The sequence below is a fragment of the Anaerobacillus sp. genome (assembly GCF_046314235.1).
In the GTDB taxonomy this organism is placed as follows: Bacteria; Bacillota; Bacilli; order Bacillales; family Anaerobacillaceae; genus Anaerobacillus.
In genome coordinates this window covers 102,736-118,202 of record NZ_JBKBWN010000007.1, presented here as the reverse complement: position 1 = coordinate 118,202, position 15,467 = coordinate 102,736, and the positions used below count along the sequence as shown (strand labels likewise).

The 15,467-nt window shown below is 37.3% G+C and carries 15 protein-coding genes; 4 read left to right on the top strand and 11 right to left on the bottom strand.

What is annotated here, in order from left to right; genetic code table 11:
- Positions 1–27: 27 nt before the first annotated feature.
- Complete coding sequence (locus ACK4M9_RS11750) at positions 28–468, bottom strand: hypothetical protein (protein WP_409850609.1); 441 nt, start codon at positions 466–468, stop codon at positions 28–30.
- A 221-nt stretch (positions 469–689) separates the two neighbouring features.
- On the opposite strand from ACK4M9_RS11750, the gene ACK4M9_RS11745 reads away from it, so the two are divergent.
- Both ACK4M9_RS11745 and ACK4M9_RS11740 read left to right on the top strand, forming a co-directional pair.
- Positions 690–1,328, top strand: a complete 639-nt coding sequence (locus tag ACK4M9_RS11745) for a futalosine hydrolase (protein ID WP_409850607.1) — start codon at positions 690–692, stop codon at positions 1,326–1,328.
- Positions 1,328–2,161 carry a 1,4-dihydroxy-6-naphtoate synthase gene (locus ACK4M9_RS11740; protein WP_409850605.1) on the top strand — a complete coding sequence of 278 codons (834 nt, stop codon included), beginning with the start codon at positions 1,328–1,330 and terminating at the stop codon, positions 2,159–2,161. Before ACK4M9_RS11745 ends, ACK4M9_RS11740 begins: the two co-directional genes overlap by 1 nt.
- Positions 2,162–2,339: 178 nt before the next feature.
- Here ACK4M9_RS11740 and ACK4M9_RS11735 read toward each other — a convergent pair whose 3' ends face one another.
- The 4 genes from ACK4M9_RS11735 to ACK4M9_RS11720 form a co-directional block, all read right to left on the bottom strand.
- Positions 2,340–2,564, bottom strand: coding sequence for a YdbC family protein (locus tag ACK4M9_RS11735; RefSeq protein ID WP_409850603.1), 225 nt, complete (start codon positions 2,562–2,564; stop codon positions 2,340–2,342).
- Positions 2,565–2,591: 27 nt separating this feature from the next.
- Positions 2,592–3,074 (bottom strand): ATP-binding protein, encoded by a 483-nt coding sequence (locus ACK4M9_RS11730; RefSeq protein ID WP_409850601.1) that lies wholly within the window; start codon positions 3,072–3,074, stop codon positions 2,592–2,594.
- Between the two features lie 10 nt (positions 3,075–3,084).
- Positions 3,085–4,014, bottom strand: a complete 930-nt coding sequence (locus tag ACK4M9_RS11725; protein WP_409850599.1) for a histidine kinase dimerization/phospho-acceptor domain-containing protein — start codon at positions 4,012–4,014, stop codon at positions 3,085–3,087.
- A gap of 153 nt (positions 4,015–4,167) precedes the next feature.
- A complete protein-coding gene (locus tag ACK4M9_RS11720) occupies positions 4,168–5,157 on the bottom strand; it encodes a sodium-dependent bicarbonate transport family permease (protein WP_409850597.1) in 990 nt (329 codons plus the stop codon).
- A gap of 333 nt (positions 5,158–5,490) precedes the next feature.
- Here ACK4M9_RS11720 and ACK4M9_RS11715 point away from each other — a divergent pair, with 333 nt between their 5' ends.
- A complete protein-coding gene (locus tag ACK4M9_RS11715) occupies positions 5,491–5,685 on the top strand; it encodes an alpha/beta-type small acid-soluble spore protein (protein WP_409850595.1) in 195 nt (64 codons plus the stop codon).
- A 190-nt stretch (positions 5,686–5,875) separates the two neighbouring features.
- Positions 5,876–6,070, top strand: a complete 195-nt coding sequence (locus ACK4M9_RS11710; RefSeq protein ID WP_409850594.1) for an alpha/beta-type small acid-soluble spore protein — start codon at positions 5,876–5,878, stop codon at positions 6,068–6,070.
- Positions 6,071–6,393: 323 nt separating this feature from the next.
- Here the strand turns inward: ACK4M9_RS11710 and ACK4M9_RS11705 are convergent, their stop codons facing one another.
- From ACK4M9_RS11705 to hutU, 6 genes are all read right to left on the bottom strand, one after another.
- On the bottom strand, positions 6,394–7,056 hold the full coding sequence (locus tag ACK4M9_RS11705) for a GGDEF domain-containing protein (RefSeq protein WP_409850593.1): 663 nt from the start codon (positions 7,054–7,056) through the stop codon (positions 6,394–6,396).
- A 12-nt stretch (positions 7,057–7,068) separates the two neighbouring features.
- Positions 7,069–8,625, bottom strand: coding sequence for a tetratricopeptide repeat protein (locus ACK4M9_RS11700; RefSeq protein ID WP_409850591.1), 1,557 nt, complete (start codon positions 8,623–8,625; stop codon positions 7,069–7,071).
- A 290-nt stretch (positions 8,626–8,915) separates the two neighbouring features.
- On the bottom strand, positions 8,916–11,255 hold the full coding sequence (locus ACK4M9_RS11695) for a bifunctional diguanylate cyclase/phosphodiesterase (RefSeq protein ID WP_409850589.1): 2,340 nt from the start codon (positions 11,253–11,255) through the stop codon (positions 8,916–8,918).
- Positions 11,256–11,579: 324 nt separating this feature from the next.
- Positions 11,580–12,539: a formimidoylglutamase gene (hutG, locus tag ACK4M9_RS11690; RefSeq protein WP_409850587.1), complete on the bottom strand. Its 960-nt coding sequence runs from the start codon at positions 12,537–12,539 to the stop codon at positions 11,580–11,582.
- Positions 12,532–13,788: an imidazolonepropionase gene (hutI, locus tag ACK4M9_RS11685; protein ID WP_409850585.1), complete on the bottom strand. Its 1,257-nt coding sequence runs from the start codon at positions 13,786–13,788 to the stop codon at positions 12,532–12,534. Before hutI ends, hutG begins: the two co-directional genes overlap by 8 nt.
- A 2-nt stretch (positions 13,789–13,790) precedes the next feature.
- Positions 13,791–15,455: a urocanate hydratase gene (hutU, locus tag ACK4M9_RS11680; RefSeq protein ID WP_409850584.1), complete on the bottom strand. Its 1,665-nt coding sequence runs from the start codon at positions 15,453–15,455 to the stop codon at positions 13,791–13,793.
- Positions 15,456–15,467: the final 12 nt, after the last annotated feature.

Below are 15,467 nucleotides of genomic sequence, written 5' to 3'. Positions count from 1 at the left end.
CATCGATATTTAATTTTTTTTAGCAATTTAATTTGGATAAAAATCAGCTGCATTAACATTATAAATCCGTAGCAGTTCTAATTCAGATTCGACCATTTTACTAAGTTGCTCATTAGCTTCATCTGTATAACATTCACCGCATTCTTGATAAAGGATCCGAAATTGTTGAGCATGGTAGACTAATCCTTTTAAATGATAAAGAATTGCTTTTTCATTATCTGTTAAAGGCTCATCTGCTGTCGCCTCAGCACTAAAGCTATCAATAAAATCATTATACTCTGAAATTTCCTCTTCAGCTAAAGGCTCATAAGGAGAAGACTCTACTAAAATGTCGACCATTATTAAATAGCTTGTATCCCAAATCGATGCTCGTACATCAGTTGGTAACTCTGATGGTGGTTTTAGAAAAATCATAAAGTAAAATAAAATGAAGATCCCGCCAATGATAAAAACACTTTTCTTGTCCATCGCCTGCCTCCTAACAAAACAATCACTTGCTATTACCTTAACATACATAGAACTACTCTTCCAAGAAAAGCAAAAAGTTGTGCTTTTCGGTTTTGCTATCTATCAAAGGTTAATACCCTTATTTAAAACAAAACAATCATAAACTACATGTTGTATGTTAAGTATCTATAGTTGTTGTATAATTGGGTCATATAATAAGCTTAATTAGGGAGAGTAAACAAATGCGCATATTAATTATGACTGCCGTAGCTGCCGAACGCGACGCTGTATTGCGTGGCCTAAACAATGATCAAAGATTTGATGTTGTTGCTGGAGGTGTAGGACCAGTAGCGGCAGCTATTACTACAACGAAAATATTAACGGCGCAACATTACGATCTAGTTATCAGCGCTGGGATTGGTGGCGGTTTTCAAAACCGAGCCGAAGTTGGTTCAATTGTCGTTGCCACTGAAATCATTGCTGCAGATTTAGGTGCCGAATCTAGTGACGGCTTCTCTAGTATCGAACAATTAGGATTTGGGACATCTAGAATTTCTGTAGACAATGAGCTGGTAAAGAAAGTTGCAAAAGCGCTAGATCAAGCAGATCTGTCTACATATACCGGTCCAATTCTTACATTATCTACAGTAACTGGTACTAGTGAGAAAGCCGAAGAACTAGCGGCTCGAATACCTGGGGCTACAGTCGAAGCAATGGAGGGATTTGGTGTGGCACTTGCTGCAAAAGAAATGGGCATACCAACTCTTGAAATTAGAACAATCTCTAACCCTGTTGGTCCACGAAACAAAGCCTCGTGGAAAATCAAAGAAGCTCTTAGCGCTTTAGAAAAAGTAAGTTCAGTACTCACGGAGGTGCTTTAATGAAAATTATCTTTTCTCCATGTCCAAATGATACTTTTATCTTTCACGCATTAGTCCACGGATTAATACCGGGTACACCAACATTTGATGTAACTTACGCAGATATTGATATTACAAACAAATTAGCTGTTTCTCCCGATGGACCAGATATTATGAAAATCTCTTATGGCGCTCTTCCTTGGGCATCTTCTGAATATGCTTTATTACCTTGTGGTGGTGCTTTAGGTAGAGGCTGTGGTCCATTAGTTTTAACAAATGACAACTCAATGACTCCAACAACCTTAGCAGGAAAACGAGTTGCCGTCCCTAGTGAACGCTCGACAGCCTACTTATTATTTCGTTTATGGACTGCTCAACAAGTGCCAGGTGGCGTCGGAGAAATTGTTGTGATGCCATTTCATGAAATTATGCCTGCCGTTCGCGATGGCCTAGTTGATGCTGGTCTAGTTATTCATGAAGCGAGATTTACTTATCATACATTTGGTTTATCACTCTTAACGGATCTAGGAAATTGGTGGGAAGAAGATACCAATTTGCCAATTCCGCTAGGAGCAATTATTGCGCGACGCACTTTGAATCTGAAACAAATTACCGAATGGATTCAGTCCTCAGTAGAACATGCATGGGCTCATCCTGAATTATCCCGTGAATACATTATGAGCCATGCCCAGGAGCTTTCTGTGGAAGTTGCCCAAGCTCATATAGATTTATATGTAAATAAGTTTTCTGCCAATTTAGGCGACGACGGTTTTGCAGCTGTATTCGCCTTACTAAGCCGCGCTGCAAAAGAAGGACTTGTTCCCGAAATTGATTTAGAAGCGCTGCGGTGGTAAGAACAAAGCCTCCCTATCATTAAAAACAAATGTTCTTCGAGAAAAAAGTGTGCCTCTCACTTTTAACGCGAAGAACATTTGATCATTGGTAAAAATAACGAGAATTCAATTTCTATAAAATCATCTTTAACGAACCTATAAAAACAAAAAAAGAGCATGAGATTAACTCATACTCCGTCTATGATATATCGATATTATTAAGTAATTCCTTTAGTGCGATCAATTCTTCTTTCGATAACGTCATTCCCTTACCCATCTTTTCATGGTTGGGATCCCACTCACGTAAATCATATTTTGCTGCACGGCCATTCCAACTAATTAAGTTTAACTCCTTCTTCCAACCTTTAGCACTTTCTGACAACTCACCAAATGTTTTTTCGATTTCATACTTAATTTCTGCCATTGTATTTCCCCTATCCATTTAAGAATTTTACACATTTACAGCCATGCTATATTCAAATTGTGGGAGGCTCACTCTAATATGCGTCCCCTTACTATTACTATTGATGATCTTGATACAGCCACGATGTTCAATGATTATCTTTTTGCAGAATGCCAGGCCTAAACCTGAACTCTCTTTCGACGAGTAAAACGGTTGAAAAACTGACTCAAAATCACTTGCCGTTATGCCAAAACCATTATCAATTACATCTATATTGATTTGCTCATTTTCTACAAATAATTCTATATCGATTGTTGGAAATTCTTGCTCACTAATTGCTTCTACACTATTTTTAATCAAATTAACAATTACTTGATAGAGGGCAGCTTGGCTTACATATCCGTTTACCGTTTCATTTTTGCATCTATAGTTAAAGTCTACTTCTTTGAATTGCTCTTTTGACATCGTCACTATATTTTGAATTTGCCCCTTTACGTCAGTCATTTTAAATGTCAATTGATTGCTTTTCATAAATGAAGAATTAACTCTTTACAAAGGAATTTAGTTGTTCTCCACCTAAATTTACAAAGCCTAGCATTTCTTTTTGTTTATCGTTCAATTTCTCATCTTTTAATAACAGATCGGTATAGCCCTTAATGATCGTCAAGGAATTTTTAACTTCATGAACCAAGGTGGAAGATAGTAATCCAATTGAATTAAGTTTCTGCTGACGTTCTGATACTATTTGGTAATTTTTCATCACATCATTATACATTTGAATATAGGCTACTAAAATAATCATCGTATAAAAAATAACCGCTATACTACTAACCATTAGACCCGTGTTAGGTTGAAAGTTGAAAAACCCTGGTATGAATAATAATATCGCACACATCGAAAACGTCTTCATAAATCGTTTTATGTATTGATCGGTCAAATAACGAATGCAGTATGTTAAAAGTAAGACAATCATTGCAAAGATTGCTATATGTATTATGAACAAGAAAGATAATGGCCCATATATCGGGAAATAAAAAGAAAGATGTTCGGTAGTCTTAATTGTAAGTCCAGCTATTCCGTATGATGTTAAATGGACAACATAAACAATCGTGCTCAAAACTATTAACAATCCTAAAACCCACTTTTTGACAATTGCTAAGATAAGCCTTTCTTTCCATCCTCCGATAGCTTCTAACTTCTTCTTGTCAACCATGCTTAAAATGATATAAAAAACTAATGGTGCTACAAATGTAGCTGCAACTCGAAAGATTTTAAATAAAATTAATATCGTTTCTTCTGGCAAAATCCCTTTAAAATAAAGAACTGCAACATCAATCTGCCAAATTCCTATAAATGACATAAATAAGAAAATACAAATCGTTAAGCGAGAAACCCCATAAAGCCTCAGCAAAGCTAAGCCGACTACAATAGGTAAGATGCCAATAACTAACAATAAATACCCTACACTCATATGATACACTCTTTCTTGGTAATTTACTTTTGTAATACTAATGTACTATATTGATTGGCATGTTTCCATAAGTAATTCGCTTGTTTCTGCGAATAATAACGAGCTCCAATTAAAAAAGGTCTGGGCGTTGTATCCCAAACCAAACAAAAGTAATTAATATAGAAGTGTGGCGATCCAGTAGTAATAAGGTATACCGATAACCAAGTTAAATGGTAACGTCAAACCGAGCGATGAGCCTAAATAAATGCCCGAATTCGCCTCAGGAATTGCTTGTTCAACAGCTGCAGGCGCCGCTATATACGAAGCACTTCCTGTTAAAACTGCTAAAATAAATGCTCCACCCATCGACAGACCAATAATATCTCCAACGAAAATTCCTATTGTCCCACCGATTACTGGTAAAATAAATGCGAACAAAAACGACGAGAGTTTCAACTTCTCAATTTTTTTAATACTTTGGGTAGCTATCATCCCCATATGTAATAAAAAGATACAAAGTAATCCGTAAAACAAATCACCGAACAATGGTTTGATTTTTAACAAGCCCTCTGCATGTGCCACAAAACCGATGAAAATTCCGCCTAGTAATAAAAATATGCTCTTCCCAAAAAAGGCTTCTTTCATCACGTGTTTCAAACTCGCATTAGGATTATCTGTCGCTTTTCCCTGTTTTTGAGAATACATCTTATAAAAAATGATCGCTAATATAATTGCTGGTCCTTCCATAACAACAAGAATTGCTGACATATAAGCTTCGTAATACACACCAATTTTGTCTAAAAACGCTAAACCTGCAATAAAAGTTACAGCACTTACAGAACCGTAATGAGCAGCTACTGCCCACGATTCAATCACGGTAAATTTAAAGATCTTTGCCACTAAAAAGTAAGCAATAAAGAGCATTGCTACACTTAAAATAAGTGCCGCAATAATTGTTGGTAACATGTCTAAAAAAGAAACACTCCTTAGCTCGACACCACCTTTAATCCCGATCGTAAAAAGAATGATCATTGTATAGCCAGTATAAAACGCTGATGGAACTTTTAAATCCGAGTTAACTAAAACCGCAACAATTCCAAGTAAGAAAAATAAGATCATTGGTGATAATAAATTCGCGTAAGCAATTTCAACAATTTGTCCCATCTTAACACCTCTTTTATTTTTATATTTCCCATGGTAAAAACCGTGGTTTATTGCCTAGTTATCAACCTGTTTAAGTCGTTTAACGCGTCGCAATATAACTCTAGCTTGTAAAACTTTAATACTTTAAAACATTACTAAAAAAATCTTATTACAACAATAACATTTATACAATAATTCCGTCTATATTGATTTTTTAAATTAATGATAGCTACATTTTAACTACGTAACTATAATTATGTAACAATTTCCAAATGCCAAATGACTATTTCTGTGTATAGAATCTCACTGTCTACATATTCTAAACTCACAACATACGAAAGGAGGTCATAAGACATGCAAAACAACTCTAATAACAATCAACTTCTTGTTCCTGGAGTACAGCAAGCACTAGACCAAATGAAGTATGAAATTGCTCAAGAATTTGGTGTTCAACTTGGACCAGATGCTACTTCACGTGCCAATGGTTCTGTTGGTGGAGAAATTACAAAGCGACTTGTACAAATGGCTGAACAACAATTAGGACGCTAATAATTTCTCACTACTGCCAAAAGAGGAAAGATAATAAGCTATCCATTCCTCTGTTACAAATTTTACTTTTCTTTTTAACTCGCTATTTCTTATACTTTAATTCTTATAAAAAAATACTGTTTTAAAATCTTTAGGAATTTTAGTATAAAAGCATTCTAAACTCACAACATGCGAAAGGAGGTCATAAGACATGCAAAACAACTCTAATAACAATCAACTTCTTGTTCCTGGAGTACAGCAAGCACTTGACCAAATGAAGTATGAGATTGCTCAAGAATTTGGTGTTCAACTTGGACCAGATGCTACTGCACGTGCAAACGGTTCAGTTGGTGGAGAGATCACAAAACGCCTTGTACAAATGGCTGAGCAACAGTTAGGACGTTAATAAATTCTACCTACCTCCAAAAAAGAGGACGACTCATAGGCAAGGCACCTCAAGTGCAATATTAGATTGTGGATATAGATCCCCTATCTATATATCGTAATAACTTGAGATGAGCAGACACTTATGAGTCACCTCTGGCTAAAAAATTGAGGCTTTCCAAAAGTGTCAACACTTTTTGGACAGCCTCTTATTTTTATACTCGTTACCATATTAGTATGGCCACGCCACAATAGTAGAGACTAACCCCCCCGTCATAACAGGGAAAAAATTCTTACGAACAAGAAAAAAAGCCAAAGGAGAACATCAACCCTTCAGCTTCTCACCTATTTATTTACTAGCTCATTAAAGTGTTCAACCCGATTACGACCTTTATCCTTGGCTTTATATAATGCTTTATCTGCCATGCGAATTAACCCTTCACGGTCCATCCCACTCTGTGGCGTAAGCGTCGCAATTCCAATTGTTAAGGTAATATGATTTGCAATCTCTGAGAAGCGATGATCAATCTGTAATGAAACAATATGGCTTCGCATTTTCTCCGCTACTATGATCGCTCCAAACTCATCTGTATTGGGAAGAACTACAACAAACTCATCTCCACCATATCTCGCCACAAAATCAGTTTGACGGTTAGGAATACTTTGCAATGTTTTTGCTACTTCGCAGAGGACATGATCTCCTTCTTGATGTCCATAATGATCATTGTACTCTTTGAATTGGTCAACATCGATGAGAATAACTGAAAGCGGTAGTTGATCTCTTTTAGCTCTCTCCCATTCTTCATGAAAAAGGTGATCAAATCTGCGACGATTGGCAATCTCAGTTAAGCCATCTAATTCAGATAGCTTGATGAGCTGATTGTTTAACTTGACAAGCTCGATCTGCGACTGCTTTCTAATCGCTATCTCTTCAGCAAGCTTTTCTGATTTTTCGGCATTGTTAATAGCAATTACAATATAAGAAACAAGCGCTCTAATTGAGTCCAACGCATACTGATCCTAGGCATTTTTTTCTTTACTCTGCACAGTTACGACGCCAATGACTTCGTCTTCAAGGATAAGCGGACAAAAAATGATCGACGGCCTCATCGTACCATACGTACTTTTTATGGCTTCTAAATACTTAGGATATTCTTTCTCTGTGTCATTGATCATTATTTCTTTTTTATTCTTAAAGCACCAGACAGCCCAACTTGATCTGCTACATAGAGGAATATCAAAAACAGGGGCATTTTCGCCTTCTTCAATATAAAGCTTATATTCAATGGCATCTTTTGCTCTATTATAGATACCGATCCCTAAAACAGTAGCATCCATTAAGTTATTAACGTTTTCGTAAATACGCCTAAAGACTTTTTTTAAACTTAAAGTAGCTGTAATACTTTGACCTATTTCGCTAATTACTTTCATTTGAGAGTATGATCTCGATAATTCTTGGGTTTTTCGCTCTAATTCTTCAGTCAGAATTTCAAAAGCCTTATTTTTCCGTTGCGTTTCTTCAGCCTTTATTTGAATCGCAATTCCCCTTAACTTACTTTCCTGCTCAAATCCAGTAACTTCATTTGTTTGGTCATGAAATTTTTTATAGTAAAAAATAGTTTTTTCAACATCGCCTTTTAGCTCATAGCTACTAGCTAATAATGAACAAATTTGACAGATAAAATCTTTTGCTTTAATTTTTTCAGCTAATTCTAGGCTTCTTTTTAAATAAGCAATCCCTTTTTCGATCTCATTGTTATCTTTTGCTACATAGTAATAGTCGATATACAACTCAACTTCTGAGAAGACATCACCAACTTCTCGATTGACTAATAAACATTTTTCATAGAAGCCAATTGCCGCATCTTTATCACCTATTTTGTAGGCTAATTTACCTAAAAAGTGTAAACTACCGGACTCACCAATGGCATCTTTCTCAGTCTGACTGATCTTTAAGCATTTTCGCAGATATTTTTCAGATTCAGCGAAGTTTTCTAGCGCTAAGTAAACAGCACCAAGATTAATTAATGGAACCGTTTTTGGAGCTTCCTCATCCTGTTCTTCAAATTTTTTCAAGCTTTCCTCATAGTAACCTAATGCAATCGAGTAATCGTGAAGACGGTAGTGGATTTCACCAATATTGTTTAATAGCCCTGCAATTAACTTATTGTACTTTATCACTTTCGCTAAATTTAAGGCCTGTCCATAGTACTCCAAGGCACGGTCGTATATTTTTAAGTAAAGGTTCACATTTCCTAGAGCATTAAGAAATTCTACCTCATACTCAAGTTCATTCAATTTCCTGACCCTTGACAATCCATCGATAAGCCTCTCTAATGCTTTTTCTAAATTTCCCGTTAACCACAAGCTCCTACCAATATGAAGTAGACTTTTGACTATACCTTTTTCATCATTATCTGCCATTGCCATTTCAAAAGCTTCTTCTGATAACGCTAGGGCATGAAGTGGCTTTCTTCGCTCAAGGTCTTCTGAAAGCTTATTCAAAATCCTAATTTTATCTTCATTAACACAACAATCAACGAGTAAGGGTTCATATTCCTTTACTATTTGCTTCAAAAGTCTTCTCCCCCCTCATACTCTAATAAAGAAACTTTATATGAGTGAATTTCATAATTACCTTAGTCGAGCTATATCAAACTAAATGTAGTTGCGAATGGTTTCTGCGCAACTACATTTAGAACTTAATAGCGAAAATAATGATTTATGAAATTCATTATTATAAAATACATAATTGTTCAAATTGTCCATTCTTATTATACTAAACTTTTGACCTATATTGTTAAATATTTTAAATTATTTATAAATTCTATTAAAGGGGAATATTCAACCTAAATACTCAATCTTGCCTATCGTAGCATCTTAAATAATACTTCTATTTGCTCAGGATCAACAGGTCGACTTATTAAATACCCCTGTATTTTGTCACATCCCTTTTCCTCTAAAAATTTTACTTGATCTAGGTTCTCTACCCCTTCTGCGGTAGTTGTGATATTAATGCTTCTAGCCATATTAATAATCGTTGTTATAATCGTTTTGGCATTATCATCCTTGTAAATTTCGTTTACAAACGATCGATCAATTTTAAGTGTATTTATCGGAAGTCTTGTAAAGTAGGCTAAAGATGAATAACCAGTGCCAAAGTCATCGATTGCAATGCGAATTCCCATGTCCTTCAACTTCCTCATTTTCGCTAACTTCTCTTCAACCATAGACATCGCGTTTGACTCAGTGATTTCAAGTTCAAGAAATTGTGGATCCAGGTTAGTTTCTTCTAACACGTTCTTAACCATGTCCACAAAATTAGGCTGTTCAAATTGAATAGCAGAAATATTAACAGAAACAAACATCGTCGAATATCCTAGTTGTTGCCATTTTTTATTTTGAGTTAATGCTTCTTTTAATACCCATTTGCCGATATCAATGATGAGGCCTGACTTTTCAGCTACTTCAATTAACTTAAGTGGTGATACCGTTCCAAATTCTTTGTTATTCCAGCGAATTAATGCTTCAGTTCCTTTAATTGCGTTCGTTTTTAAGTCAACAATTGGCTGAAAAGCCAAATATAACTCATTTTTTTCAATCGCATAGTAAAGTGCATTTTCAATCTTTTGCTCAATTTGAAAAGCTACATTAATTTTCGAATCATAATACTGGTAGCGATTTCCACCATCTTTTTTGGCTTGAAGCTTAGCTATATTTGCTTGGTTTAGAAACTCATCAACGATAATTTCCGTACTTGAAGCAATTGTAACTCCCATTGAAACTTTCAAGCGAAACTCATTTTCTTTTATCAATATTTCAGTACTGCATTGTTTCCACAGAAGACGGATCCGTTCCTCTAGTTCTTCATTCGTTCTTCCTTTTAACAGTAAAATAAACTCATCACCAAAGTATCTGCCTATCCCTTCCTCTTGGTCAACGAATTGCAGAAGTTGATTAGCTAATTTTTGAAGGACTTCATTGCCACCTTTATAACCACTTATACTATTTATTCGTGTGAAATCATCAATAGAAATGACAGCAAGAGCCATCACCGGGTATTTCTCTTTTAACCTCTTAGTTTTGTGAGGTAGCTCCAATAAAAAGCCATTTAAATTATATAGGTTCGTTAACGGGTCATGATAGGTTAATTTCTTAATCTGCCTCAGCATCTTGTTAAAACTCTTTGCAGCTGCGCCTATTTCGTTCTTTACCGTTTCATCAGCAGCAACTTCTAAATCACCTGTTTCCGCTTCCTCAAAAACATTCTTCAGCTCTAAGATTGGTTTCGAAATCGAATTAGCATAGTAAAAAGCAAAACCACTCATTAAAAGAATGCCAAAAATTAAAGAAAGAATAATTTTTAAGCGAGCATTACTAATTTCCCCCAATACCTCTTCAGTATTAATGGTCAACATTAACGCCCAGCCTGGCGAGCCTTCAATTGATTTATAAAAAGTAAGGAGATCCTCCCCTTCTTTAGACTTATGTTCTAACCAGCCAATACTATTGTCTTTTCTAAATATTTGAAAATCGCTATCAATGATAGGAAGGAGGTCAGAGATATGGCTATTAACGGTATTTGAGGCATCTGGATGCGCTACGACTTTGCCATCTTTATTCACAATCCAGGCAACTCCTGAATTACCTAAGTTAATATTACCTGTGACATTATTTAAAAATCGATTACTAATAACAATATTAACTAATCCAAGAACATCCTCTTCTTTTCTCACTTCATGGGAAATGATTACAATTGGCATGTCTTTATCAGCATAAGGACTAATAAAAGGTTGGGAAATCCAATAAGGATAGCCTTCCACTATGATCTTTTGATATTGTTCTTGTTCTGAAATATCGATATATGCTCCTAAGGTTGTCCAGCCAGCGCCGTCTAAGGTAGCAAACGTCATATTACGATGTTGTCCCTCTATGACAAAGTGAGGTAAATAATCCTTGATTTTTTCGAGATCCATCGACTGAATAACAGGGGATTGCGATACCAACTTTGTTTCTTGAACAAACTTTTCTAGTTCTTTACTAACCTCATTTGCCCTAGCAGTTGTAATTTCTTGGTATTGCAACTTCATATTCTCTGGCAGCTTATTCAACTCTTTATCAATTACAAACATGAGAATGCCAAATAAAGCAAACAAACCAACTAACAAGTAGATTAACATTTGAGTCCTAATTGATTTAGTATTCATGCCGCATTCTCCCCAATCGAATGATGAACTATGTATCGTAACCTTATCAGTAATTTAAAAATGAGTGATTTAGTTACATTATACTAGAATTTTGTAGGAAAATGTCGATTTGTGTAATTTACCATTTTTTAAATTTCGACAACTTCAATCTCTTGTATCAAGGTAGACCCAAGCATCCTGCTAAGACAAGTGAACTTGTGTCGAAAACATTCTGCGTTGGAAAGAAACTGCTTTTTTGTTTTCATAAAAAAACGAATATAAACCCAATCAGATTTATACTCGATCATTTATAGGTATGAGCCCATCACCACAATTGCTAGCTCATTATAGTTGTGTTGCTTTTTGTTTTCCTTTTACAAAATGTAAAATTACATGAGCCGCTAATCTACTAGTCATATCCCTAAAATCTACAGTTGGATCGATTTCAACGATTTCAAGTCCTTTAACCATGGGGTGTTCACCTAATAATTTCATCGCTTCTATTAAGGTAGCAGCGCTCATCCCACCCGGCCCGATTGCCGGACAGCCAGGTGCCTCTGCTTGGTCGATTACGTCCATGTCTAGAGAAACATAGATAGCATCTACCTTCCCTTTCAATAGTTCGATCGCTCCATTGATGATGGATTCAATAGGTTGCTCTCGAACAGCCTTCATTGTATATATTGTTACATCGTTGTTCTCGGCATAGGTGCGATATACTTTACTATTAGAAAAATCACGAATACCAATTTGTACTAGATTTTTACCGTCAATCGTTTTCGTCTCTAGCAAACTTCGAAATGGTGTTCCATTCGTAGGTCCTCCATCTTCTAGGTTGCGGACGTCATGATGAGCATCAAATTGGATGACTCCGATTTTCCCTTTTGCACGAGCAAACGCCTTAACACTTGGATATGTGATCGAGTTGTCACCACCAAGAATAATGGGGATGAAGTTTCGGTTTATGGCGTACACCTCTGAAAGAGTTTTGAGTATGCGATCTTGACATTGAACAACATCAGTTACGTGCATGACGATATCACCAAGATCTTGTATATCACAATCGTGTAGATCTAGATCGTCCTCAATAGAATAGGTTGTAAATGCCGAAAATGACTTTCGGATTGTCCCAGGGGCAAGGTGTGCCCCCGAATGACTAATCGACGATTTTGAAAGAGGGGCACCAATAATGCCAAAACCTCTAATATCACTTCCATCCCACGCTTTAACAATATCGGAAAATCTCGTCACATTGCGATCAACAAAAGGAGAACCTGCTGGCTTCAGATATTGATAGTTACTCACGGATTTCCACCCTTTCAGTAACAACCCTTCCATTTTTGATTACTTTATTTACATGATTAACCCCATAATGATATGGAATATATAAGTAGTTTGGAGCATCCCAGATCACAACATCCGCGTTTCGACCTACAGCTAACTGCCCTGATTGCTCTCCTCGGCCAATGGCATATGCTGCATTTACGGTAACCGCATTCCAAATCTCTTCAGGAGACATTTTTAACTGTAATGCGGCTATCGACATGATTAGTTGTAAATTTTCGGTTGGCGAACTTCCAGGATTAAAGTCGGTGGCTAAAGCGATTGCCACATCTCGTTCAATCATTTCCCTTGCTCTAGCAAAGGAGCTTTTTCCTAGATAAAATGTAGTTCCCGGTAATAATACGGCAATCGTTCCTGATTGGGCTAACTGTTGGATTCCTTCATCTGAGGCACCAACAAGATGGTCAGCAGAAATAGCACCTAGTGAAGCTGCCATTTCGGTTCCGCCAAGTGGATCAATTTCATCGGCATGTATCTTTAAGTCAAAGCCTTTCTCTTTAGCTTTTTGTAAATATCGACGCGACTGTTCGACTGTAAATACCCCAGTCTCTGTGAAAATGTCAACGAATTCAGCTAGTTGCTCTGCTTTAATTTCATCTAATAATGCCAGCATCTCTTCTAAAAATTGCTCTGGATCCTCTTTATGTGTTAAAGGAATCGCATGCGCTCCTAGAAAGGTTGAAACTAGATCGATTTGGTGGTTTTTTTGGAGTTCCTTCGCTACTCTTAACTGTTTCATTTCCGTTTCTCGGTCAAGACCATAGCCACTCTTTGCTTCAACTGTAGTCGTACCAAAGCTTAGCATTCGATCAAGGTGAAAACTAGCTTTTTCATATAGCTCCTCCATCGTCGCTTTTCTCGTTGCTTCAACGGTTGAAAGAATTCCACCACCACGTTTTAAAATTTCTAAATAAGGGACACCCTGTTGCTTTAACGCCATTTCATGCTCTCTCGAACCACCAAAGACAACGTGAGTGTGAGGGTCAACTAACCCAGGTGTTACTAACTTACCCTCACAATCTATAATCATAGTAGCCTCTACTTCGGCACAATCATTGCCGATAAAAGCTATTTTTCCATTAGTAATCCCAAGCACGCCACCTTCAATAACTTCAAGCTCTTGCATCGCCTTGCCAGATCGAGGGCCGGAAGACCGCATCGTTAATAATTGGCTGATATTTTTTAAAAGTAAATCTACATGTATAGTCATAGTTACCTCCGATCCATTGGTATCACAATATTTTTTTCTTTCGCTACCTCTTTGGCAAGTTCATAACCTGCATCTGCGTGTCGAATGACACCCATACCTGGGTCTGTGTTTAATACACGCTCAAGTCGTTGCCGAGCACGGTCACTTCCATCAGCGACAACAACCATTCCTGCATGAAGCGAATAACCCATTCCAACTCCGCCACCATGGTGAACAGATACCCAGCTTGCACCTGCAGATGTATTAACTAGAGCATTTAAAATAGCCCAATCTCCAACAGCATCACTTCCATCTAGCATCGCTTCTGTTTCACGATTTGGTGAAGCAACGGAGCCACAATCAAGGTGATCACGTCCAATTACGATCGGTGCTTTTAACTCGCCATTACGAACTAGTTCATTCATGGCAAGCCCCATTTTTACTCTCTCACCATAACCTAACCAGCAAATTCGAGACGGTAAACCTTGGAAAGCAACTTTCTCCTGAGCCATGTCAATCCAACGGCATAGAGCTTCGTTTTCTGGGAACAATTCTTTAATTAACCGATCTGTCCGATAAATATCTTCTGGGTCACCGGATAAAGCTACCCAACGAAACGGTCCCTTCCCTTCACAAAATAGTGGACGAATATAGGCAGGAACAAAACCAGGAAAGTCAAAAGCATTTTCTAGCCCTTCATCTTTGGCGACTTGGCGAATATTGTTTCCATAGTCAAAAACAATCGAGCCTCTCTTTTGGAACTGAAGCATTGCTTCGACATGGGTTTTCATGCTTTGATTGGCGAGTTGGACATAAAGCTCTGGATTGCTCAATCGCAATTGATCGGCTTCATCAACTGTATACCCTACTGGAATGTAACCATTTAACGGGTCATGAGCAGATGTTTGATCTGTGACGATATCAATTTTTATGTTACGAGCTAATATTTGATGATGAACTTCTGCGGCATTTCCGACAAGACCAACCGAAAGCGGTATCCCACTTTGTTTTGCTTGAAGCACCCACTCAAGTGCTTCGTCTAATGAACTCGTCATCCGATCGCAATAGTTCGTATCAAGTCTTTTTTGAATTCGAGTAGCATCAACATCTACAGCAAGAACAACACCATCATTCATTGTTACTGCTAGAGTTTGCGCGCCGCCCATGCCACCGAGGCCAGCTGTTAATGTCAGCGTCCCTCTTAAACTATTGTTGTAATGTTTTTTTGCGATTGCCGCAAACGTCTCATAAGTTCCTTGTAAAATACCTTGGGTTCCAATATAAATCCAGCTTCCAGCGGTCATTTGCCCGTACATCATCAACCCTTGTTTTTCAAGGTGATTGAAGTGCTCCCAATTGGCCCATTTCGGTACTAAGACTGAGTTTGATAACAACACTCTTGGTGCTTGTTCGTGGGTACGAAAACGCCCAACAGGTTTTCCAGATTGAATTAACAAAGTCTCGTTGTCTTCTAAACTTTTTAACTGACAAACGATCGCATCAAAGGACTCCCAGTTTCGTGCCGCCTTTCCTATACCACCATAAACAATTAAATCTTCTGGCTTCTCGGCCACGTCTGGGTCAAGATTATTACAAAGCATCCTTAGAACTGCTTCTTGCTCCCAGCCCTTACACTGCAACTCTACTCCTCGGTTTGCTCTTATGACGCGTTTCTTTGTTTCTGTCATTTTTCATCACTC

Bases quoted from the DNA above. Each gene is read 5' to 3' on its own strand.
- ACK4M9_RS11730 (WP_409850601.1), bottom strand. From the start codon at position 3,074: ATGAAAAGCAATCAATTGACATTTAAAATGACTGACGTAAAGGGGCAA.
- ACK4M9_RS11720 (WP_409850597.1), bottom strand. From the start codon at position 5,157: ATGGGACAAATTGTTGAAATTGCTTACGCGAATTTATTATCACCAATG.
- ACK4M9_RS11740 (WP_409850605.1), top strand. From the start codon at position 1,328: ATGAAAATTATCTTTTCTCCATGTCCAAATGATACTTTTATCTTTCAC.
- ACK4M9_RS11695 (WP_409850589.1), bottom strand. From the start codon at position 11,255: ATGAATACTAAATCAATTAGGACTCAAATGTTAATCTACTTGTTAGTT.
- ACK4M9_RS11735 (WP_409850603.1), bottom strand. From the start codon at position 2,564: ATGGCAGAAATTAAGTATGAAATCGAAAAAACATTTGGTGAGTTGTCA.
- ACK4M9_RS11715 (WP_409850595.1), top strand. From the start codon at position 5,491: ATGCAAAACAACTCTAATAACAATCAACTTCTTGTTCCTGGAGTACAG.
- hutI (WP_409850585.1), bottom strand. From the start codon at position 13,788: ATGACTATACATGTAGATTTACTTTTAAAAAATATCAGCCAATTATTA.
- ACK4M9_RS11745 (WP_409850607.1), top strand. From the start codon at position 690: ATGCGCATATTAATTATGACTGCCGTAGCTGCCGAACGCGACGCTGTA.
- ACK4M9_RS11750 (WP_409850609.1), bottom strand. From the start codon at position 468: ATGGACAAGAAAAGTGTTTTTATCATTGGCGGGATCTTCATTTTATTT.
- ACK4M9_RS11725 (WP_409850599.1), bottom strand. From the start codon at position 4,014: ATGAGTGTAGGGTATTTATTGTTAGTTATTGGCATCTTACCTATTGTA.
- hutU (WP_409850584.1), bottom strand. From the start codon at position 15,455: ATGACAGAAACAAAGAAACGCGTCATAAGAGCAAACCGAGGAGTAGAG.
- ACK4M9_RS11710 (WP_409850594.1), top strand. From the start codon at position 5,876: ATGCAAAACAACTCTAATAACAATCAACTTCTTGTTCCTGGAGTACAG.